The sequence below is a fragment of the Neisseria arctica genome (assembly GCF_022870905.1).
GTDB lineage: Bacteria > Pseudomonadota > Gammaproteobacteria > Burkholderiales > Neisseriaceae > Neisseria > Neisseria arctica.
This window is the reverse complement of record NZ_CP091510.1, coordinates 147,324-169,660: the sequence shown is the minus strand read 5'-3', so window position 1 is coordinate 169,660 and position 22,337 is coordinate 147,324. Positions and strand designations below refer to the sequence as shown.

Sequence of the window (22,337 nt, the reverse complement as noted above, 5' to 3'; positions counted from 1 at the left end):
CCCTCCAAATATGAAAGTAATATTCGCAGGTACACCCGACTTCGCTGCCCACGCCCTGAAGGCCATTGCTGCCGCAGGTTTTGAAATTCCTCTGGTTCTTACCCAGCCCGACCGTCCTAAAGGCCGCGGCATGCAACTACAGGCCAGCCCTGTCAAACAAGCCGCCCTCGAACTTGGGCTTAAGGTTGCCCAGCCTGCCTCCTTACGTAACGAAGAAGCGCAAAATCTGCTACGAGAGCAAAATGCCGACATAATGGTTGTTGCCGCCTACGGCCTTATCTTGCCCGAAGCCGTCTTAAATATTCCCCCGCACGGCTGCCTGAACATCCATGCCTCGCTACTGCCCCGTTGGCGCGGTGCCGCACCTATCCAACGCGCTATCGAAGCAGGAGATACAGAAACCGGCGTCTGTATCATGCAGATGGATGTCGGATTAGATACAGGCGCCGTGATTAGCGAACACCGTTACACCATCGGCGATACCGACACCGCAACAGAAGTACATGATGCATTAGCGCAAATTGGTGCTCATGCAATCGTTGCTGATTTACAACAATTACAGAAAGAAGGCCGCCTGAAAAGCATTCCGCAAGCCGAACAAGGCATTACCTATGCTCAAAAGTTAAGCAAAGAAGATGCTAAAATCAATTGGCATGAGCCGGCCGAAACCATCGCACGTAAAATCCGTGCATTTAATCCCGTTCCTGTCGCCTGGATTGATTACCAAGGCAAACCACTGAAAATTTGGCAAGCCGAAGTCGCCGCACAAAACGGAAAAGCCGGTGAAGTTTTAGCATTTAATTCAGACGGCCTGATTATTGCCTGCGGTGAAAACTCACTGAAAATTACAGAATTGCAGCCTGCGGGTAGTAAACGCATGAACATTTCCGCCTTTGCAGCAGGGCGTACGATTGAAAAAGGCACACAATTATGAGTATGGCACTGGCCCAGCAACTGGCGGCACAAAGCATCACTGCTGTTGCCGAAGGACGTAACCTGCAAGACACCTTATCCGAAATACGTGCCGCCCACCCCGATCTAAGCGCACAGGAAAGCGGCGCTTTACAAGATATTGCCTACGGCGTACAGAGGTATGCGGGCAGCCTGCGTTTCATGTTGGCGCAAATGCTCAACAAACCCATTACCCACCAGCCGCTCGAAAGCCTGCTTTTGGCCGCCATGTACCAACTGCACTATACCCGTAATGCGCCTCATGCCGTCGTTAATGAAGCCGTGGAAAGTATTGCCAAAATCGGCAAAGGACAATTCCGCTCATTTGCCAATGCCATCTTGCGGCGCTTTTTACGCGAGCGCGAAAAGCTGGCTGCGACATGCAAAAAAGACGATGTCGCCAAACACAACCTGCCCGCTTGGTGGATTGCCTATCTACAACAACATTACCCAAAGCATTGGCACAATATCACCACCGCCCTGCAAGCACACCCGCCGATGACCTTACGCGTTAACCGTCGCCACAGTAATGCCGAAGCATATACTGAAAAACTTGCCGAAGCAGGCATCCAAGCCAAAGTATTGGATGAATATGCCGTCAAACTGGCCGAAGCACTACCAGTCGGACGCATTCCCGGTTTTTCAGACGGCCTCGTATCCGTTCAGGATTTCGGTGCGCAAAAAGCAGCCCACCTGCTCAACCCGAAAAACGGTGAACGTATTCTTGATGCCTGTGCTGCACCCGGAGGCAAAACCGGCCACCTGCTCGAATTGGCGGACTGCAATATCACGGCTCTCGACATAGATTCCGTACGGTTATCCCGGGTAGAAAGCAATCTTGAGCGTTTAGGCTTTAAAAATGCCAAACTTATCTGTGCCGACGCACAAAACCTGGACACATGGTATGATGGTGAAAAATTTGATGCCATATTGGCTGATGTTCCCTGCACTGCCTCGGGAGTCGCCCGTCGCAATCCGGATATAAAATGGCTCCGCCGCCCCGGAGATGCAGGAAAAACTGCGCGCCAGCAAGAAACATTATTAGACGCCCTATGGCAAACCCTGACAAAAAACGGCAGAATGTTATTAGCAACCTGTTCTATTTTTGAAGAAGAAAATAGCCGTCAATTACAAAATTTTTTAAACCGTCATGCCGATGCGAAATGTATCGAAACGCATGTGTACTTACCTAACCACCACCAAGATGGCTTTTATTACGCGCTTATCCAGAAACAGTAGGCTCCTGCTTCAGATTATTCTGCTGGCCGTCTCTTTTCAGGCGGCAGCGGAAGGGATTACCGTTACCCGCGCACAAGCCAAACTTACGGGCAGCGGCCAGCTTTCCATCAGCAGCCGCTTTAACACCGAATTACCCGATCAGCTCAAACAGGCATTAACCCAAGGCGTACCACTTACCTTCACCCTTACCTATCAGCTGACCGCACCCACTATTCCCGCCTATCGCTTCCGCCTTGGCCAATTGGTAAGCAGCGACAACAGCGTGCAATACAAACTCTCATATCACCCCCTAACCAACCGCTACCGAGTAAGTGTCGGAACCTTCTCCACAGAATACAATTCATTAGACACAGCCTTACGCGGTATCGGTGCGATTGCCAACTGGCAAGTTATGGGCAAAGGCAGTCTCCAAGGCGTATCCGCTCAAGATGCGCGCGCCGACATCCGACTGAGCCTGAGTACCTCGCAACTCCCCAAACCCTTCCAAATCAATGCCCTAACTTCAAGAAGCTGGCAACTTGATTCAGGTTGGAAAGCATTGAGTATCACACAGGAATAAACCGATGCGCCGCTTTCTGCTGATTGCCGGCTTACTAGCCGTTATCTTGTTATACACCCTGACCCTGGCTACGGGAAACAACAGCAGATTAGCCGATTATTTCTGGTGGATCATCACAATCAGTGCCCTGCTGACCATTTTTTTATTGGGCATCTTGATACGCTATGTTTGGCTTCTGCTACGTGACAACCAACATGGCATTTTAGGCTCTAAAATCGCCCGCCGGCTGGCCGGCATGTTTACATTAGTAGCTGTACTACCGGGCTTGTTCCTATTCGGCGTATCTGCCCAATTTATTTCCAACAGTATCGATTCTTGGTTTGGCAACGATACACAGGAGGCTCTCGAGCGAAGTCTCAATCTGAGTAAATCCGCCCTCAACCTGGCTCTTGACAACAATGTCCGCAAAGCTGCAGCGGTTCAGGTGAACCTGATCAGCAGCGCACCATTGGGCGCTAACCTCAAGCAAATTCTAAGCGATAGTGCCAAAGAGGGAGAGTTCAGCCAACTTGTAATTTACGATACTACTGCCAAGCGTATCACTACCGAAATCAACCCTCAAAGCTTACCTGCTCCTGTAACAGACGACACATTATTAAACCTACTTGAACAAGCCGGTTCGGTAAGAAGCATCGAAACCATCAATAATATACTTTATGCCCAGGGCTGGTTACCTTTGCCCGGCGTAGGCAAACAATCAGTATTGTTTTTCCGCCAACCTATTCCGGCTAATGTGGCCAAAGATGCCATGCTTATTGAAGCCGCCCGCGCCAAATATGCCGAATTAAGCTATGCCAAACGCGGCTTGCAAACATTTTTTCTGGCTACCTTGCTGATGGCCACGCTCTTGGCGATTATGCTGGCCTTGGTATGGGCTCTGTATTTTGCCCGACGCTTTGTCGAACCGATTATCTCCTTAGCCGAAGGGGCGCGTGCCGTAGCACAAGGTGACTTCAGTCAAAAAAGACCTATTTTCCGCAACGACGAACTGGGGCGTCTGACCCATCTGTTCAACCATATGACAGAACAGCTTACCATCGCACAAGCCGCCAGCGAACGTAACCGCATCCAGCAAGAAGCAATCCGGCATTATTTGGAATGCGTATTGGAAAGCCTGACTACAGGCGTTATCACTACAGACGACTCAGGCCGTCTGAAAACCTACAATAAAAGTGCTGAAAACATTTTAGGTATTTCGTTAGCACATCTTTTGGGCAGCAATTGGCACGATTGGCCCCAACAGTCACCCCAGCAGGCAATTTTGGCAGAAACATTCTCTACCATCATCGGTACCACCGCTTCAGGCGAAACGGTAGAGCTTACCTATACAGCCCCTGACAGCACCCGTATCCTGTTAGCCAAAGCCACCACACTACCGGACAATAATGACAACGGAATTGTAATGGTATTTGATGACATTACCGCACTCGTGCGTGCGCAAAAAGATGCGGCATGGGGGGAAGTTGCCAAACGTCTCGCCCATGAAATCCGAAATCCGCTCACACCGATACAATTGGCGGCCGAAAGATTGGCATGGAAATTGCATAACAAACTAGACGAGCATGATGCAAACATTTTGAAACGTTCGACCGACACCATAGTCAAACAAGTCGCAGCACTTAAAGAAATGGTAGAAGCTTTTCGGAATTATGCGCGCGCACCGGCACTCAAACCCGAAAAACTCAATCTAAATCAAATTATCGAAGAAGTTTTGTTGCTCTATGAGGGTAGCTCTTGTACATTCTCTGCCAACTTGAGTAATATACCGTTATGGGTTTCTGCTGACACCGGCGCCATTAGACAGGTGTTACATAATATCTTCAAAAATGCCGCCGAAGCTGCCGAAGACAGTGATGATCCGCATACCCGAATCCAAACCTGGTCAGAGAACAAACAAGTTATCATAACAGTCTGTAACAATGGCCAACATTTCAGCAAAGAAATGTTGCTGCATGCTTTTGAACCCTATGTGACAGACAAACCCACCGGCACCGGCTTGGGTTTGCCCGTGGTAAAAAAAATCATTGAAGAGCATTGCGGCCGTATCAGTTTGAGTAATCCTACTGAAGGCGGCGCATGTGTAAAAATAGCCTTACCCGAACTGGTAGAAGAAACTTATGCGAAGCAGTGACATATTAATTGTAGATGACGAAATCGGTATACGAGACCTCCTTTCAGAAATCCTGCAGGATGAAGGTTATACCGTTACCTTGGCAGAAAATGCCGAAGAAGCACGCCACCTGCGCCACCAAACCCGCCCGGCAATGGTATTGCTGGATATTTGGATGCCCGACTGCGACGGTATTACCCTATTGAAAGAATGGGCGAAAAACGGCCAGCTGAATATGCCTGTCGTAATGATGAGCGGCCATGCCAGTATTGATACGGCCGTCGAAGCCACCAAGATCGGCGCATTGGATTTCTTGGAAAAACCCATCTCCCTGCAAAAATTGCTCTCTACTGTTGACCGTGCCCTGAAATACGGTGAAATGCAGGCTGCCTCCGGCTTATCTCTTGACAAGCTGGGCAACAGCCCCGTGATCCAAGAACTCAACCGTTCGTTAGAACAAGTCATCAAACAAAACGGTGCCATTTTCCTTACCGGAGAAACCGGTTCGCCTTTCGAACTGGTGGCACGTTATTTCCATAAGAACGGCACAGCATGGGTTGAACCGGGCAAAATCGAGCACATTGTAGACATTCCTTTGGAAATACTGCAAAAAGCTGCCGGCGGCATTTTGTATCTAGGTGACATCGCCCAATACAGTAAAAACATACAACAAGGTATTAATTTCCTGTTGAGCAAAGCTGACCGCCACAATGTACGGATTATTTGCGCCAGCAGCCGTTCCCCCGAAGAGTTGGCTGAAAACCCCAACCATGACGGTAAGCTGCTAGAAACACTTTCAGCGCTACATATCAGCATTCCTCCATTGCGCAGCCAACCCGACGACATCGTATTTCTCGTCAACCAAATATTGACCGAATTAGCCGAAACCCAAAAAATCCCGATGGTAAAATTCAGTACGGCCGCTCTCAATATCCTGCGCCAGTATGACTGGCCCGGCAATTTGGAACAGCTGCGCACCGTTGTGAAAAACCTTGCTCTTACTTGTAACGGTGATGAAGTAGAGGAAAGCGCCGTATACAATATTTTAGGGCAATTTACTACTGCCAATCCCGCTTCCGAATTAGTGGGCGGATTCAATTTCAATATGCCCTTACGAGAGCTGCGTGAAGAATTAGAACGTCGGTATTTCGAATATCATATTGCCCAAGAAGGGCAAAATATGAGCCGCGTTGCTCAAAAAGTAGGGTTGGAACGCACACATCTCTACCGCAAACTCAAACAACTCGGCATTCAATTTTCACGCCGCAGTAGCCAAGACAAAGCAAGCGATGAATAACTTTTTGTAGAGATTAAAGAGTAGAGATTAAAGGCCGCCAGAATCTTCAGACGGCCTTTTGTTTTTAAATACCAAAGCATGTCTTTCAAAAATAGGGGCTGTATTAGATTAGCCTTAAATATCACACCAAATTCGCAAGATTTTAAGTTGCTCTTTTGGTGTACCAAAGTTAAAACGAAATTCGCATTCTTTCAAGAATAAAGGGAAAGATTTTCGGTCAATTCCATTGTACTTTCGTAGAACGCGCTTTGCCTGATTCCAGAAGTTTTCAATACCGTTGATATGGTTTTGACGGTCGACAAAAAGCTCTGAATGATTGATTCTGTGATGCGTAAATTCACTCACATCTAGCACATCATAGCTTTTGTAATAGTCCGTATAAACAATGCTATCAGGCATTATTTTTCGTTTAATAACAGGTAGTAAAGTATCTTGTTTGGTATTTTTAACGACAACAGTATAAACCTTGCCTTGACGTTTCAAAATACCAAATACCGCTACTTTCCCAGCCGCTCCGCGACCGCGTTTGCCTTTTCGTTGTCCACCAAAATAACTCTCATCAAGCTCGATTGAACCATCAAAGATTTCATCAGCTTGAAGCTCTAAATGATAGGCAATGACTTGGCGAATTTTACGGTAAAACAGAGCTGCTGAATTGGGGTTAATATCCAATAAATTGGCAGCAGAACGGGCGGTTACCTCAAGTACAAAAAATTCAAGCAACTTTTTTTGTACTTTTTTAGATAGTTTACAGTGTGTTATCTTCATTTTTAAAGGGTAACATAACTGCCAATCTAATACAGCCCCCAAAAATATTACCCAACTTGAGCCATCGCAAATATCATCAGGGTATCCGTCAAAAATTATATAAATAAATCAAAACCGTGCAACAACAAATCGGCTGTGTGGTTCCTATATTTTTCAAGTGAGATAATTTCCGCTTACCCTCTGAAAATCTTTTCTGACGCCCCCCAAAAGCCCTGTTTTCAACCATATTTAAATACACCCACTAAAAAACTTTATTTCAATAAAAACCTAAATACCGAATATTGTTTTTACTGATATTTCAAGCAAACCTTCAATTATTGCCACTACCTGTAATCTGTGTTTTAATCAAAACACTCGAAACAGGGGTGCTGCCTGAGGGCGGCTGAGAGTTACCCTTATTACCCGAACAAGATAATACTTGCGTGGGAAGTTTCAGCGTAATTGCCACTCTTTTCAGACGGCCTTTTGATACATTTTCTCTATGCCGTCTGAAAACATCTGCAACGCTCCTGTTTCTATTTATCCAAAAGAGAAACAGGAGTTTTTTATGTCTGCCAAGCCCACAGAATCACAACAATTAGACAATCTGAGCCAAGATTTGGGGATCCGCTTTGCCTATCCCAATTCCGATCGTATTTATTTGCAAGGAAGCCGTAACGACATCCGAGTGCCGCTACGCGAAATCCGCCAAGACGACACCGTAACCGAACGCGGCCGCGAAACCAATCCGCCTATCCCCGTTTACGACACCAGCGGACTTTACGGTGATCCCTCTGCCGCCATCAATCTAAAGCACGGCTTACCGCAGATCCGCAGTGCATGGATTACGGAACGCAGTGATACCGAGCAATTATCAGGGCTTTCCAGCGAATACGGACAAGAACGCGCCCACGATCCCAAAACCGCCCATTTGCGCTTCAACCAAATCACCCGCCCTTTACGCGCAAAAGCCGGACATAACGTTACTCAAATGCACTACGCCCGCCGCGGCATCATCACGCCTGAAATGGAATTCGTTGCCCTACGCGAACAATCCAAACTCGAACAAATCTGGCGTGACCCTCGTTATGCCAAAATCACCAAACAACACGCAGGCGAGGCATTCGGTGCCAATCTGCCGCAACACCCCGATCAAATCACTCCCGAATTCGTACGCGCCGAAGTAGCCGCAGGCCGTGCGATTATCCCCGCCAATATCAACCACCCCGAATTGGAACCAATGATTATCGGGCGTAATTTCCGCGTCAAAATCAACGGCAACTTGGGCAATTCCGCCGTCACCTCCTCTCTCACCGAAGAAGTGGAAAAAATGGTTTGGGCATTACGCTGGGGTGCCGATACCATCATGGATTTATCCACGGGCGCGCACATTCACGAAACCCGGGAATGGATTATCCGTAACTCACCCGTACCCATTGGTACCGTACCGATTTATCAGGCATTAGAAAAAACCGGCGGTATAGCCGAAGATTTGACCTGGGAATTGTTCCGCGACACTTTAATCGAACAAGCCGAGCAAGGTGTGGACTACTTCACCATCCATGCCGGTGTTTTACTGCGCTATGTACCGCTCACTGCCAACCGTCTCACCGGTATCGTTTCGCGCGGCGGTTCGATTATGGCCAAATGGTGTTTGGCACACCATCAAGAGAACTTCCTCTATACGCATTTTGATGAAATTTGCGAAATCATGAAGGCTTACGACGTGTCGTTCAGCCTCGGCGACGGCCTGCGTCCGGGCTGCGTGGCTGATTCCAACGACGAAGCACAATTCGGCGAGCTGCGCACACTGGGCGAACTCACTGCCAAAGCGTGGCAACATGATGTCCAGGTCATGATTGAAGGCCCCGGGCATGTGCCATTACAACGTGTCAAACAAAACATGACCGAAGAATTGCAACACTGCTTCGAAGCACCCTTTTACACCCTCGGCCCATTAGTTACCGACATTGCTCCCGGCTACGACCATATTACTTCGGGCATCGGCGCAGCCAATATCGGCTGGTACGGCACTGCCATGCTGTGCTACGTCACCCCTAAAGAACATTTGGGACTGCCCGATAAAGAAGACGTCCGCACCGGTATCATTACTTACAAACTGGCTGCCCACGCTGCCGACTTGGCCAAAGGCTGGCCCGGTGCGCAACTGCGCGATAATGCCCTATCAAAAGCACGTTTCGAATTCCGCTGGCGCGATCAATTCCGCTTAAGTCTCGATCCTGAACGCGCCGAAAGCTTCCATGACGCCACATTGCCGGCCGAAGGTGCAAAAACCGCCCACTTCTGCTCAATGTGCGGCCCTAAATTCTGTTCGATGAAAATCACACAGGAGGTGCGCGATTATGCCGAGGCACAAAAAGGGATGCAGGAAAAATCAGTAGAGTTCATACAAAACGGCTCCGCGCTTTACCGTTAACACATACGATAATATATTAAATAAATATTAAAAAAGGCCGTCTGAAATTTTCAGACGGCCTTTTCCTTACTTTTATTTATATAGAATAAATATTTATGGTTATTTTCTAATATTTGCCTATCAACTATTCTTTTTAGTTTTTAAATAAGCATTTAACAGTTAATTGTTCCCCACAACCTCCGCCATAATTTACAAAATCTTAAATTTCTTGACAATAAACTGAACTTTGCTTAATTTTATTGATTCCAAGTCAGATACTAAATCTGTATTTAATTTAAATATAGTCCATTCCAATACCAAACTATCAGGAGATAAAGAGATGCCGAACAAACTTTCAAAACTCACAATAACTGTTTTAGCCGCCATATTCGCATTAGGAGGTTGCAGTAAGCAGGCAGCCCAAAATGGCGAACCGTCCAAGCCCGAATGTATCGCCCCTGCCAAACCGGGTGGCGGTTTTGACTTAACCTGTAAGTTGGCGCAAAGCGGTCTCAAAGAAACCAAACAACTCGACAAACCTATGCGGGTAACCTATATGCCGGGCGGCGTGGGAGCGGTGGCCTATAACAAAATCGTTGCCAATGACCCTGCCAATAATGATGCGATTGTCGCATTCTCTACCGGTTCGTTACTGAATCTCGCCCAAGGCAAATTCGGCCAATATACGGAAAAAGATGTACGTTGGCTGGCTGCCGTGGGAACCGATTACGGCATGGTGGCCGTTAACGCCGATTCTCCGCTTAAAAATCTGAAAGACTTGGTTGAGGCACTCAAAGCTGATCCTAAAAAAATCAGCTTCGGCGCAGGCGGTAGCGTGGGCGGACAAGACTGGCTGCAAACAGCCATGGTTGCCAAAGCTGCCGGCGTTAATCCCAAAGACATGACATACGTGGCATTAGAAGGCGGTGGTGAAGCCGTTACCGCCGTATTGGGCAACCACATCAGTGTTGTCAGTGCCGGTATTGCCGAGATGGGTCCGCATATAGAATCCGGCAAAGTGCGTGTGTTGGCAGTATTCGCACCCGAGCGCTTGGAAGGCAAGCTTAAAGATATTCCGACTGCCAAAGAGCAAGGCTACGATGTCGAATGGCCGGTAATACGCGGTTATTACATGGGTCCGAAAGTTAGTGAAGAATCGTTCCAATGGTGGAAAACCCACTTTGATGCCATGCTGAAAGATCCGGCATTTGAGCAATTACGCGCCCAACGCGACCTGCTGCCCTTCTCTATGACAGGCGACGAACTCACCCAATACGTAGTGAAAACTACCGAACAAATGCGCGCGCTTTCAAAAGAATTTGAATTGGAAACCAAATAATCGCGGTTAGTTTTCAGACGGCATACGGCCGGTAATCAAGATATTACCGGCCGTATATCCTGTATTACCGACCTTTTCGGAGCGTAATTTATGAGAGCCGAACGTATTTTTGCAGCATTGCTCTTGGTAGCTTCGCTGTTTTTCTTATGGCTGGCATGGGGTTATACCGCACCTATCGCTTATGATCCTCTCGGCCCGCGTCCTTATCCCGTATTGATTTTATCGTTACTGGCTGCCTGTTCCCTGTTTTTGGCCGTGCGCCCCAAACAGGAAAAAATCGATCAGAGCCACACGCCGAACTTGATAACCAAACTGATACTGTGTCTGGCGGCCATGTTGCTTTATGCCGTCTTTTTCGAATTGCTGGGCTTTCCGCTGGCTACAGCGCTTATGGCTTTTGCGGTAGGCAAACTGTTTGGCGGCAGAACTCTACCCTGTATCGTTTCCGGAGTCGCAATGGGTATCGGCTTGTTTTTCTTATTCAACAACCTGCTCGATGTTGTTTTGCCTGCTGGTTTTGGCATGTAAAAGGAGGGACGATTTATGGATATTCTGACTTATCTGATGTCCGGTTTTGAGGTCGCCCTGCAACCGCAAAATCTGATGCTGGCACTAATCGGTGCTTTTCTCGGCACAATTGTCGGCATGCTACCCGGCTTAGGGCCGATTAACGGCGTGGCTATTTTACTGCCGTTTGCCTATGCATTCGGTCTGCCGCCCGAGTCTGCATTGATTCTTTTGGCTGCGGTTTATCTCGGCTGTGAATACGGGGGCCGTATTTCGGCCATTCTAATCAATGTACCGGGGGATGCCGCCGCCATTATGTCGACACTCGACGGCTATCCGCTGGCCAAACAAGGTAAGGCTGGTATCGCCCTGTCGTTATCAGCCGTCAGCTCCTTTACCGGCAGCACCATTGCAACCGTAGGCGTGGTGTTATTTGCCCCGCTGCTGGCCAACTGGGCAATCGCTTTCGGGCCTGCCGAATATTTCGTATTGATGGTATTTGCCATTACCTGCTTGAGCGGTTTGGTCGGAGACCAACCTGTAAAAACCGCCGTAGCCGCCCTTATCGGCCTTTTCCTTGCCGTTATCGGTGTAGATGCGGTAACAGGGGTGTACCGTTTTACTTTTGATTCGGTGAATCTTTCAGACGGCATTCAGTTTACAACCATCGTGATCGGCTTTTTCAGCATCAGCGAAATCCTGATTATGCTAGAACATACTGCAACCGGACAAAAAATCCTCAGCCAAGGCAAGCGCTCCCTGTTTAACTTTAAAGAGTTTGCCTTCAGTTTCGGCGCGATGATTCGAAGCGGTATTGTCGGCTTCATAGTCGGTATTCTGCCGGGAGCGGGAGCGACTATTGCCAGCGCGATGACTTATACCAACGAGAAAAAACTGGCCGGCAAAAACGGTAAGTTCGGCGAAGGGGACTTGCGCGGCATTGCTGCTCCTGAAGCCGCCAACAATGCTTCGGCCTGCGGTTCGTTCATTCCGATGCTGACATTGGGTGTACCCGGCTCCGGTACTACGGCAGTTATGATGGGCGCGCTAACACTGTATAACATCACCCCCGGCCCCCAACTTTTCAGCGAACAGCCCGATATCGTTTGGGGTTTGATTGCTTCTTTGTTTGTCGGCAATATTATTTTGCTGCTGCTAAATATCCCGTTGGTAGGCCTATTCGCCCGTATGTTGAATGTGCCCAACTATATTCTGATTCCGGCGATTGCCGCAGTAAGCTTCGTAGGGGTATATGCTATCCACAGCACAACCTTCGACCTGATTCTGATGGTTGGATTGGGTATTCTCGGTTATGTGCTGCGCAAGCTTAATTTCCCGCTTTCTGCACTGATTCTGGGTTACGTATTGGGCGAACTGATGGAATCCAGCCTGCGCCGGGCTTTGTCAATTTCACAAGGCGATATCGGTATCTTGTTCTACGGTCCGATTACCCAAGTATTATGGGCTTTGTCTCTGCTTATGGTATTGCTGCCACTGTATCGTTGGATACGCCACCGCAACAAAACAGCATAAAAAAGCTAGGTAAAAAAAGCCGCCTGACTTTTCAGACGGCTTTTTTCATACATAAAACTATGCCGCCGGGGAAAATGGTGTGTAGCAAAATACTCTTTAAAACTTAATAGATACAAAATAAATACAGGCCGTCTGAAAATTTTCAGACGGCCTGTATAGCTGCCAGTTCTACCCAATATCAATACTGCCAACTTATCAATACGAACAGATTTTAAGCAGGTTTGCAAACAACCATGTAGTTCACATCCGTATTGTCGGTAAGATGATAGGTTTTGGTCAGCAAATTGTAGCCCAAACCTTTGCTGCCGATAATATCCAATCCTGCTTGACGGCACATACGTGCCAATTCCGCAGGTGTAATAAATTTCTGCCAATCATGCGTGCCGCGCGGTACCAAACCTAATACATATTCCGCGCCGACAATGGCATGCACGTAAGACTTCGGATTACGGTTGATGGTCGAAAAAAATACTACCCCGTCCGGCTTCACCAAGCGGGCGCAAGCAGCAACGATGGCCGCCGGATCAGGAACATGCTCCATCATTTCCATACAGGTCACGACATCAAAACTATGCGGTGCTTCTGCAGCCAAATCCTCTACCCGCACACAGCGGTAAGCGATATTGTCGACTTGCTGGTCAAGCGCATGTAATTTGGCAATTTTCAGCGACTTTTCCGCCATATCGATACCGGTAACATGTGCCGCCCCCGATTTAGCCATGCTTTCGGTCAAAATACCGCCGCCGCAACCCACATCCAATACGGTTTTGCCCGCCAAGCGGCCGTGTTCGTCTATATAACCCAAGCGTAGCGGATTAATCTCATGCAAAGGCTTAAATTCACCGGTTTCATCCCACCATTTGTGAGCCAACTGGCTGAATTTGTCGATCTCACCGCTATCAACATTATTTGGTGTTTGGGTATCTGAGCTCATACGAATTTTCCGATAATCTTGCCAAGATAATTTTATCTATTTCCAAGCCGTCTGAAAGATAAAAGACCTTGGCTGCAGTTTTATAAAAATAGGCCGATTGCTATACGCACCGTAGAAGAAAATGCCCAATCAAAGATTCTTTTCCAATAACCCGAACGCTTCTTGCTTATTACGCGGCCGCGCACCCTGCCACAACATATGCCAACCCTCGGGGGCTACGGTATTCAAGGGCTGCTGGGTGAGGCGGTAGCGGCAGTCGGCATTATCAGTCTGCAACGCCAACTTACTATACTGCATCCAAGCGATGCGGGCAGTAACCGCTTTTGAAGCCACACTGATACATTCTTTGCCTGAATAAACGGCCTGCCGTTTTTCAGACGGCATAGCCGCCTCCATCAAAGCCACCACAGGCGCATGGCTTTTTGCGGCATCCAGCCACGGTAGAAACAATGTCATCAAAAGTGCCCATACCAGAGTTACCCCCGCCGCCCAATTGGTTACGGCTTGGCGGCCTCGGATATGTTTGCGGGTAATCGCCCAGATCCACACAAATGAAAACGATACCGCCACGACCATGGGCATAATATTGATATCAGGCGTGTAATACGGGCTGAAATACAGTGACCTCTCGGCAAGCTTGGCCGGCCAGCCGAAATTCATGGCAAAAAAACCGATCCACAAGAAAAGGGCCAGCAAACCGAATGCCATAATGCCAAACCAGTTTAAAAATGCCGCCGCACCGCGTCGCAGATTATCCAAGCATGCCGCGCCGGCCAAAGCCAAAGGCGGCAGCAGCCAAAGCAGATAGCCTTGGAACCGGCTCGGATCCAACGCCAGCAGCAACCCGAATATACCCAACCATACCAACACCAGCACACCCCATTGGTGAGCATGCAGTTTTATACGGCTGAAAGTCCATAATGCCAGCGGCCATGCCGGAAAAGCAAACCAAAGGAGGTTTTTCAGATAATAAGGCAGAGAAAATCCCAAACTGAATGTTTGTATACCGCCAAATGATCCGAAAGCATATCGGTCCAACCATAATTGATAGTCTGCCGGATTACTTTTATAGAGTGCAAACGGATATACCAGCATCAATGGCAATGCAAAGCACAAAGATCCAATCAACGTAATATAGTACCGCTTATTACGCCATTGCGGATTTAGCGTTAAAGCAAACGCCATGATGATCATTGCCAACGGTAACAACCAACCTGCCGCAACAGACAACAAAGCACATCCCCCACCCAACAGCAATGAAGCCATAATCACTTTGGTTCGTACCAATGCAAAACCATATAAGCACATCCCCAAAGCCGCAAAAACCACCGAATAAGGATTAAGAAAATGGGCAGGTGTAATCAGGCCGACACAGCCAATCAGAATCAAAACGACACTACGCCCCTGGTGTTTCCCTAAAAAGCGGAAACCCGCCATGCCGCAACAGGCCAGCCCGAGTGCCGTAAAAAACGTACTGGCGAAGCGGCTAGCGGAATACGCATCGGCAATATGCGGCGACAGCAAGGCATGAAATGCACCCGCAACCCATAAATAAGGTGGAGGAATACCGAAATCAGGTTTATCGAATACTTGCGGCAACCAAGCATTGCCACCCTGCATATACTGTGCCAAGGCAGTAAATGTTTCAGGTTCGGCAGGATTCCACAAATCATGAGAAAACACACCGGGCCACAACCAGGCAAAAGCCAACAACAGCAACAACCACGGTTGTTCACGGGGTTTGAGGGAGGCGCGAGATTCAGGCGGGGTATAAGTCAACATACGGCTAGTTTATCAAATTTTACGACGGCTCCGAAGTTTAACGACAAGACAAATAAAAAAGGCTGCCGTGGCAGCCTTTTTTAATAAGCAAAATGTTCGGATTAACGTTTGAACATATTGCCGAATTTTTGATTGAATTTGTCCACGCGACCGGTACTGTCAACGATTTTTTGTTGGCCGGTGTAGAACGGATGGCATTCAGAGCAAACCTCAATAGAGAAGTTTTCTTTAGCCATAGCCGATTTGGTAACGAATTTGTTGCCGCAAGAGCAAGTTACGTTTACATCGTGGTAATCCGGATGAATGCCTTGTTTCATGATTTTCCTTTCGATTTAGCGGGCATAGGGATTTTGCCTATGCTTCAGAGTCAAGCGGCCTAATGTATCAAAATTTTCAAATATTGGCAAGGTTTACATAGATATAAGCACGATAGTCGGTATGCAATCCGGCAGTTCTGCCACAACACCATTTCTATAGCCGTTTTAAAATAGCAAACGATCTGCCGTCCTTTACAAAAAATTCATACCGTTTGTCGCAAAGCGTTGGCAAAAAAAGCCGGAGTGTTTACGCTTATCATTGTTAAAGGGCAAAAAGCTCCCTTTGTCCATTCAAGGCCGTCTGAAATGTACCACCGTATCCTTTTACTGATTGTATTGTTTTGCAGCCCTTACCTTTGGGCATTTGATTTCGGCAAAATCCCTCCCGAAGAAGTCTCCGTGTATATACAGGATTTACAGACCGGCAAAGCATTGGTATCGCACCGTGCCGATACCGCCGTAAACCCGGCCTCCGTAATGAAACTAGTCACTACATTTACCGCTTTGCGTAGCTTGGGAAGCGATTACAGCTGGCAAACCGAATGGAAAAGTGATGCACCGGTGAAAAATCATATACTCGAAGGTGATTTATATTGGGTAGGAAGCGGCAACCCGGTTTTGGATCAAAATGATTTACTGGATGTGCAGAGCCAGCTTGCCGCCCGCGGCATTCGACACATCAGGGGCCAATTGGTGCTTGATCGCCAAATCTGGAGCAATAACGGCAGTGCGGAGGATTTCGACGCTGACAGTGCCGAGACTTTCGCCACACCGCCGGATCCGCACATGCTGGCCTACAAAGTAGTATGGCTCAAACCTGAACGCAACGAGCAAGGCATCACCACCGTTACCTTGAACCCTCCGCTCCCGGAAGTACCGCAACAATACAATATCGGCCTTTACCCTTCTGCCGCAGGCTGCCCTTCTCTAAAAAGTTACCTCAATGCCCGATATCAAAACGGCACACTGGTTGCCGAAGGCCGCATTCCCGAACCCTGTTTAGGGCAGGAAATGTTTGTCAATATGCTCGATAGCACCGATTTTGCCGCCCGCAGCTTTATCAACCAATGGCGTGCCAACGGGGGAACCATTAACAGCAGCTTCCGCATCGGAATCACTCCAAAGCATGCGACAACTTTGGCCGTAAACCACTCCAAACCGCTATCAGACGTACTGTCCGACATGAATAAAAATTCCAACAATATCATTGCCCGCAGTATTTTTCTGACACTCGGCAATCTTCATTCGAAACAGGGTGATACTGTTGCAGATGCCCGAGCCGAAGTCCGACGTCAGCTGGCACAAGCCAATATCGACGATGAAGCACTGGTACTCGAAAACGGTTCTGGCTTATCTCGGCGCGAACGCGTCAGCGCCAGAATGATGGGAGAAATTCTTGCACAGGCTTACCACAGCTCTTTTCAGAAAATATTTATAGACAGCCTGCCAATAGGAGGATACGACGGGACTTTGAAAAACCGCTTTAAAAATGCAACGCAATCGCTGCATCTCAAAACCGGCACCCTGAAAAACGTACGGGCATTAGCCGGCTACCGCTTACCGCAAACTTCAGGCGAACATCCACTGGCTATTGTATTGATTGTAAATAGCGAGCAGGCCGGTAATTATCCAAGCGAAATGGACAGCCTACTTTCGACATGGCTACAAACCGCCCAGACTACCGTTATGCCGTAATCTTAAATTTATGCTATGGTAGCGGCAATCATAGAAGCTCCGCGGTACACTTGCAAATTGGCCGCGTACCCTCATATAAAGGTATAACGATAACAATCCGACACACCAAGAGTATTCGATTATGCAAGCGATTAAAATGTACACCGGCCCATACTGCCCTTATTGCACCATGGCCAAACAATTTTTAAAATCCCAAGGCATTACCGAAATCGAAGAAATCCGTGTCGACCAATCGCCTGAAAAATATGCCGAAATGCAGCAGATAACCGGCCAACGCAGCGTACCGCAGATTTTTATCGGCGATACCCACGTTGGCGGCTTTACCGACCTTTATAACCTGCATCAAAAAGGCGAACTACAAGATCTGCTGGCAGGAAAATAACCTTACCAAGGTATTTTTCAGATAATTTTTATTTCCATTGCGCTGCTGATACGGCAGCCTAACAACCTTGATAGAAAGAGTCCTCATGAGCGAAGAACTGCAACCCGTATTCAGTATCGAAAAACTATACGTAAAAGACATGTCCTTGGAAGTACCGCACGCACCGCGTATTTTCTTGGAAAACGGCGAACCTGAAGTAGATATGCGCGTTACCACAGAAAGTGCCAAGCTGGAAGATGAATTTTACAATGTAGACGTAACCGTAACCGTAACCGCCAAATTGGCCGATGAACGTGTTATGTTCTTGAACGAAGTAACCCAAAGCGGCATTTTCCGTTTAGCCAACATTCCTGAAGAAGACGTGAAATTACTGTTAGCGGTTGCCTGTCCGAACATTCTGTTCCCTTATGCCCGCGAAGCCGTATCCAGCACTGTAACCCGTGCAGGTTTCCCACCGGTGTTACTCGCTCCGATTAATTTCGAGGCTATGTACCAGCAAACCGAACAAGCAGGTAATGCATAAATCCTAGCTGTGTAGTTTAAGAAATAAAGCCGTCTGAAAATTTTCAGACGGCTTTAACAATTTATGCATATCCACAAATATCTAAATATTTTCAGAAAATCTCTCACGAAGAAGCCGTTTGAAACGGTTCTCCTAAATATTCCAGTAATACCGTAAGGTGCGAATGCCGCAGCTCCTTCACGGCACTGAGCAAACGAACTTCAGGATATATCGACGATAGTCCATTCAATTCCTGAATAGCTTGCCGGGCTTCCTTACTCTCCAATTCCGCCAAATATTTCACACGGAATTCGGCATAGTGCGCCTCCGGCTTTTCATGATACCACTTACGCAGCTGGGTAGACGGCGCAACATCTTTTAGCCACACCACGCCCGCCATCCTTTCTTTAGTAATACCACGTGGATATAGGCGGTCGACAAAAACCGCACACACACCAGCCGGGTAGTCACCAAAATCATAAATACGCTGTACGGTAAACATAGCAAGACGCCTTCAAAAAGAAATCGGAACATGATAATTTTATATCAGCCCCAATAGAAAAAGGCCGTCTGAAAATTTCAGATGGCCTTAAACAATACTAAAATATGTGTAAGTATAATCTTACAAATTCCCTTCTTGGCGTTGGCGCCCGATATCGGCGGCTGCGGTAAACAATACGTCGGTAGAAGAGTTCAAAGCAGTTTCGCAAGAATCCTGCACCACACCGATAATGAAACCAACGGCAACCACCTGCATCGCTACGTCATTTGAAATACCGAACAAACTGCATGCCAAAGGAATCAACAGCAATGAACCGCCTGCCACACCTGACGCGCCGCACGCACTAATCGTTGCCACCAAGCTCAAAAGCATTGCCATCCAAAAATCAACCACAATACCTTCGGTATGGGCGGCAGCCAATGCCAAAACAGTAATGGTAATAGCGGCACCCGCCATATTGATGGTAGCACCCAAAGGAATAGAGATTGAGTAAGTATCTTCGTGCAGATTCAACTTTTTAGCCAATGCCATATTCACCGGAATATTTGCGGCAGAGCTGCGAGTAAAGAAAGCCGTCACACCGCTTTCACGCAAACAGGTAAAGACCAGCGGATAAGGATTGCTTCGGATTTTCCACCATACAATAATCGGATTAACCACCAAGGCAATAAACAACATACAGCCCACCAATACCACCAACAAGCGGGCATAGCTTGCCAAAGCGTGAAAACCGGTTTCCGCAATGGTAGATGCTACCAAGCCGAAAATACCTAAAGGCGCAAAACTAATGACCCATTTTACAACTGTAGAAATGGCATCTGCCAAATCAGCCACCACCAGCCGAGTTTGCTCCGATGCATAGCGCAAGGCCGCTCCGATCACTAAAGCCCAGGCCAAAATACCGATATAGTTGGCATTGGCAATTGCATTCACCGGATTGGCCACCAGATTCATCAGCAATGTTTTCAATACTTCAATGATACCTGAAGGGGGGGCCAAGTCGACTGCATCCGTCTGCACCAAAACAATATTGGTCGGGAACATGAAACTGGCCGCCACAGCCGAAAGTGCAGCTAAAAAAGTACCGATAATATACAACACGATAATCGGTTTGATATAAGCTTCATTACCTTGCTGATGCTGAGCAATCGCGCTTATCACCAATACGAATACCAATACGGGAGCAACCGCTTTCAGCGCCCCTACAAACAAATTGCCCAACAAGCCTACGGCCAAACCACCCGCCGGCCATAACCAAGCCAACAAGATACCCAACACCAAACCGATCACAATCTGCTTGACCAGACTGACGCGTTGGAAAACACCGATAACCGGATTTCCGTTCGCCATGACAACTCCTTACATAATTTAAAAAAAACGGAACATTTTAAAATAAAACACCTCCAATAAGGCAGGTATTTATCAAAAACAGCAATAATCGCCAACAATCTACATCACATTTTAAAATAATGCCAATAAAAACTCATATTACGCTTAAAATTACGATAAATTTTGTAAAACCGATTATTTAATATTCAATATAACCTATTACAATCACTTCACCTAATTTCTGTTTATAAAAAATTTATCATTTATTTATCATTTATTCCGTCTCATAATGCGCCAATTAGCGAAAAACAATGTTAGAATTTATATCTAACCGTATTTAACCCTCTTGTTTGTATGGCTTTAATTTCTCTGAAATACCGTTGGCTTAGCGTTCTACCCACAGCTCTCAGTTTGGTCTGCACACCTACATTTGCAGCAGATATCATACCGGCATCTCCCTCCTCCGGTTCCAATTCCGCCACCACTTCCGACAATACCGAAGAAAAAACCAAAGAGCCAAAATATCCCGTTAAAGTTGAAGTGGATAATGAAGAAATCCACTCTTTTATTACAACTTATCTACCTCTGATTACCCAACAATATGAAGAAGAATTAGACCGTGAACAAATCGGTTTTCTCGCAGAGGATGCACCCCAGCAAATTCAGACTATGCTGCGTACGCGCGGTTACTTCAATTCGCAAGTAACCGTTTTTCCATCCGGCAGCGGCTATACGGTGAACATCAAGCTCGGACCGCAAACTACCGTTGAAAATGTCAACATCGCCATCTTGGGTGATGTGCTGCAAGATGAAAACCTTGCAAATTATTATAAAGAAGGCTCAAACAGATGGAGTCTTCCGGTCGGGGATACCTTTTCCCAAACAGAGTGGGACAACAGCAAGACCGCCGTACTTGCAGCCGTTACCCGTAAAAAATATCCGTTGGCCACCATCAGCCATTCTCAAGCCACGATCGATCCGAATAAAAATCAAGCTGACCTTAGTATTACTGTTGAAAGTAAACAGCCGATTTACTTTGGCGATTTCCAAATCAGCGGTACCAAACGATATCCTGAAAGTGTAGTAAGCGGCTTAGCACAATTCCAGCCGGGTAGTCCTTATGATCTCGACAAACTACTTGACTACCAGCAAGCACTTGAGCAAGACGGCCATTATTCAGGTGCCTCCGTACAAGCCGACTTTAATAACTTACAAGGTGACCGCGTACCCGTGAAAGTTGCCGTTACCGAAGTCAAACGCCAAAAACTGGAGCTCGGCCTGCGCTATGATTCAGAATACGGTCCCGGAGGGCGCATCGGCTATGATCATTACAACCTCTTTAACCGAGGCTATATCGGATCGGCCGTCATAGACACCGATAAATACGAAACTACCATTGCCGCCGGTATCAGCCAACCGCGCAATAACCGCGGGCATTACTACACGACCAATGTGGCCTACAGCCGCTCTACCACCCAAAATCTTGAAAAAAACACCCTCAGCAGCGGTATTTGGCGCGTGCGTGACCGTGACGGCATCGAATCCCGTCTCGGCATTGAATACATTACCGAAAGCCGCCGCGTACCAGATAGCAATTACGATCTCGGCCGCAGCCATGCCACGATGCTAACTGCCTCTTGGAAGCGCCAAAATATCGAAACCCAGTTACGCCCTGCCAACGGCTATTACTTAGACGGGAAAATCGGTGCAACATTAGGTACTTTGTTATCCTCCACCACGATGGCACGGGGCAATGTGCGCGCCGGCTATTACTACACACCTGAAAATACCAAAATCGGTACTTTTGTCGTACGGGGCCAAGCAGGCTATGTTTATGCCAAAGAAACCAGCAATGTTCCATCAAGCCTGATGTTTAGAACCGGCGGCGCAACCAGTATTCGTGGTTACGAACTGGACAGCATCGGCATGGAAGGTCCCGGAAATTCGGTTTTACCCGAACGCGCCGTGGCCGTTGCCAGTTTGGAATACCAATACCCTGTAACCAAAAACTTCTCCGCTGCCGTATTCCATGACATGGGCGATGCCGCATTAAATTTCAAACAAATGGAATTAAAACACGGTACAGGTATCGGTGTCCGCTGGTTCAGCCCGGTGGCTCCTTTCTCATTTGATATTGCCTACGGGCACAACGATAAAAAACTGCGCTGGCATATTTCCTTGGGAACCCGCTTTTAA

Annotated in this window: 19 protein-coding genes and 1 riboswitch; of the genes, 13 read left to right on the top strand and 6 right to left on the bottom strand. The window is 47.5% G+C overall.

Translation table 11 applies throughout. From position 1 onward, the window contains the following. Nucleotides 1-10: 10 nt before the first annotated feature. From fmt to LVJ86_RS00695, 5 genes are read left to right on the top strand one after another with little or no spacing between them, the layout of a single operon-like run. Nucleotides 11-934 carry a methionyl-tRNA formyltransferase gene (fmt, locus tag LVJ86_RS00715; RefSeq protein WP_047761915.1) on the top strand — a complete coding sequence of 308 codons (924 nt, stop codon included), beginning with the start codon at nucleotides 11-13 and terminating at the stop codon, nucleotides 932-934. Beyond that, nucleotides 931-2,190 carry a 16S rRNA (cytosine(967)-C(5))-methyltransferase RsmB gene (gene rsmB / locus LVJ86_RS00710; protein WP_047761914.1) on the top strand — a complete coding sequence of 420 codons (1,260 nt, stop codon included), beginning with the start codon at nucleotides 931-933 and terminating at the stop codon, nucleotides 2,188-2,190. Before fmt ends, rsmB begins: the two co-directional genes overlap by 4 nt. After that, the gene (locus LVJ86_RS00705) at nucleotides 2,156-2,749 is read left to right on the top strand and encodes a DUF4390 domain-containing protein (protein ID WP_047761913.1); all 594 of its coding nucleotides are present in this window, start codon (nucleotides 2,156-2,158) and stop codon (nucleotides 2,747-2,749) included. Before rsmB ends, LVJ86_RS00705 begins: the two co-directional genes overlap by 35 nt. A 4-nt stretch (nucleotides 2,750-2,753) precedes the next feature. Next, nucleotides 2,754-4,880, top strand: a complete 2,127-nt coding sequence (locus LVJ86_RS00700; protein ID WP_047761912.1) for a sensor histidine kinase — start codon at nucleotides 2,754-2,756, stop codon at nucleotides 4,878-4,880. Beyond that, the gene (locus LVJ86_RS00695) at nucleotides 4,867-6,156 is read left to right on the top strand and encodes a sigma-54-dependent transcriptional regulator (protein WP_047761911.1); all 1,290 of its coding nucleotides are present in this window, start codon (nucleotides 4,867-4,869) and stop codon (nucleotides 6,154-6,156) included. Before LVJ86_RS00700 ends, LVJ86_RS00695 begins: the two co-directional genes overlap by 14 nt. A gap of 114 nt (nucleotides 6,157-6,270) precedes the next feature. Here LVJ86_RS00695 and LVJ86_RS00690 read toward each other — a convergent pair whose 3' ends face one another. Further along, nucleotides 6,271-6,924 carry an IS1595 family transposase gene (locus LVJ86_RS00690; protein ID WP_244702571.1) on the bottom strand — a complete coding sequence of 218 codons (654 nt, stop codon included), beginning with the start codon at nucleotides 6,922-6,924 and terminating at the stop codon, nucleotides 6,271-6,273. Between the two features lie 351 nt (nucleotides 6,925-7,275). Then, nucleotides 7,276-7,370: riboswitch (TPP riboswitch) on the top strand. A gap of 101 nt (nucleotides 7,371-7,471) precedes the next feature. Between LVJ86_RS00690 and thiC the strand changes: the two genes are divergently transcribed. The 4 genes from thiC to LVJ86_RS00670 all read left to right on the top strand — a co-directional run bounded on the left by thiC (nucleotide 7,472) and on the right by LVJ86_RS00670 (nucleotide 12,698). Further along, nucleotides 7,472-9,340, top strand: coding sequence for a phosphomethylpyrimidine synthase ThiC (thiC, locus tag LVJ86_RS00685; protein WP_047760878.1), 1,869 nt, complete (start codon nucleotides 7,472-7,474; stop codon nucleotides 9,338-9,340). Between the two features lie 319 nt (nucleotides 9,341-9,659). Next, nucleotides 9,660-10,658, top strand: a complete 999-nt coding sequence (locus LVJ86_RS00680; RefSeq protein WP_047760877.1) for a Bug family tripartite tricarboxylate transporter substrate binding protein — start codon at nucleotides 9,660-9,662, stop codon at nucleotides 10,656-10,658. A 90-nt stretch (nucleotides 10,659-10,748) separates the two neighbouring features. Further along, nucleotides 10,749-11,186, top strand: coding sequence for a tripartite tricarboxylate transporter TctB family protein (locus LVJ86_RS00675; protein ID WP_047760876.1), 438 nt, complete (start codon nucleotides 10,749-10,751; stop codon nucleotides 11,184-11,186). A gap of 15 nt (nucleotides 11,187-11,201) precedes the next feature. Further along, nucleotides 11,202-12,698, top strand: coding sequence for a tripartite tricarboxylate transporter permease (locus tag LVJ86_RS00670; RefSeq protein WP_047760875.1), 1,497 nt, complete (start codon nucleotides 11,202-11,204; stop codon nucleotides 12,696-12,698). Nucleotides 12,699-12,909: 211 nt separating this feature from the next. Here the strand turns inward: LVJ86_RS00670 and ubiG are convergent, their stop codons facing one another. The 3 genes from ubiG to rpmE all read right to left on the bottom strand — a co-directional run bounded on the left by ubiG (nucleotide 12,910) and on the right by rpmE (nucleotide 15,731). After that, complete coding sequence (gene ubiG / locus LVJ86_RS00665) at nucleotides 12,910-13,632, bottom strand: bifunctional 2-polyprenyl-6-hydroxyphenol methylase/3-demethylubiquinol 3-O-methyltransferase UbiG (protein WP_047760873.1); 723 nt, start codon at nucleotides 13,630-13,632, stop codon at nucleotides 12,910-12,912. Nucleotides 13,633-13,761: 129 nt separating this feature from the next. Next, complete coding sequence (locus LVJ86_RS00660; RefSeq protein WP_047760872.1) at nucleotides 13,762-15,414, bottom strand: ArnT family glycosyltransferase; 1,653 nt, start codon at nucleotides 15,412-15,414, stop codon at nucleotides 13,762-13,764. A gap of 101 nt (nucleotides 15,415-15,515) precedes the next feature. Further along, nucleotides 15,516-15,731: a 50S ribosomal protein L31 gene (gene rpmE / locus LVJ86_RS00655; RefSeq protein ID WP_047760871.1), complete on the bottom strand. Its 216-nt coding sequence runs from the start codon at nucleotides 15,729-15,731 to the stop codon at nucleotides 15,516-15,518. A 306-nt stretch (nucleotides 15,732-16,037) separates the two neighbouring features. Between rpmE and dacB the strand changes: the two genes are divergently transcribed. The 3 genes from dacB (at nucleotide 16,038) to secB (ending at nucleotide 18,331) form a co-directional block, all read left to right on the top strand. Beyond that, nucleotides 16,038-17,426, top strand: a complete 1,389-nt coding sequence (dacB, locus tag LVJ86_RS00650) for a D-alanyl-D-alanine carboxypeptidase/D-alanyl-D-alanine endopeptidase (protein ID WP_047760870.1) — start codon at nucleotides 16,038-16,040, stop codon at nucleotides 17,424-17,426. A 121-nt stretch (nucleotides 17,427-17,547) separates the two neighbouring features. Next, nucleotides 17,548-17,808, top strand: coding sequence for a glutaredoxin 3 (gene grxC, locus LVJ86_RS00645; protein ID WP_047760869.1), 261 nt, complete (start codon nucleotides 17,548-17,550; stop codon nucleotides 17,806-17,808). Between the two features lie 85 nt (nucleotides 17,809-17,893). Next, nucleotides 17,894-18,331, top strand: coding sequence for a protein-export chaperone SecB (gene secB / locus LVJ86_RS00640; RefSeq protein ID WP_047760868.1), 438 nt, complete (start codon nucleotides 17,894-17,896; stop codon nucleotides 18,329-18,331). 103 nt (nucleotides 18,332-18,434) lie between these two features. Here secB and LVJ86_RS00635 read toward each other — a convergent pair whose 3' ends face one another. Together LVJ86_RS00635 and sstT are read right to left on the bottom strand one after the other, a co-directional pair. Beyond that, nucleotides 18,435-18,812, bottom strand: coding sequence for a DUF488 domain-containing protein (locus LVJ86_RS00635; protein WP_047760867.1), 378 nt, complete (start codon nucleotides 18,810-18,812; stop codon nucleotides 18,435-18,437). 120 nt (nucleotides 18,813-18,932) lie between these two features. Continuing rightward, the gene (sstT, locus tag LVJ86_RS00630) at nucleotides 18,933-20,162 is read right to left on the bottom strand and encodes a serine/threonine transporter SstT (RefSeq protein WP_047760866.1); all 1,230 of its coding nucleotides are present in this window, start codon (nucleotides 20,160-20,162) and stop codon (nucleotides 18,933-18,935) included. Between the two features lie 333 nt (nucleotides 20,163-20,495). Between sstT and LVJ86_RS00625 the strand changes: the two genes are divergently transcribed. Then, the gene (locus tag LVJ86_RS00625) at nucleotides 20,496-22,337 is read left to right on the top strand and encodes an autotransporter assembly complex protein TamA (protein WP_047760865.1); all 1,842 of its coding nucleotides are present in this window, start codon (nucleotides 20,496-20,498) and stop codon (nucleotides 22,335-22,337) included.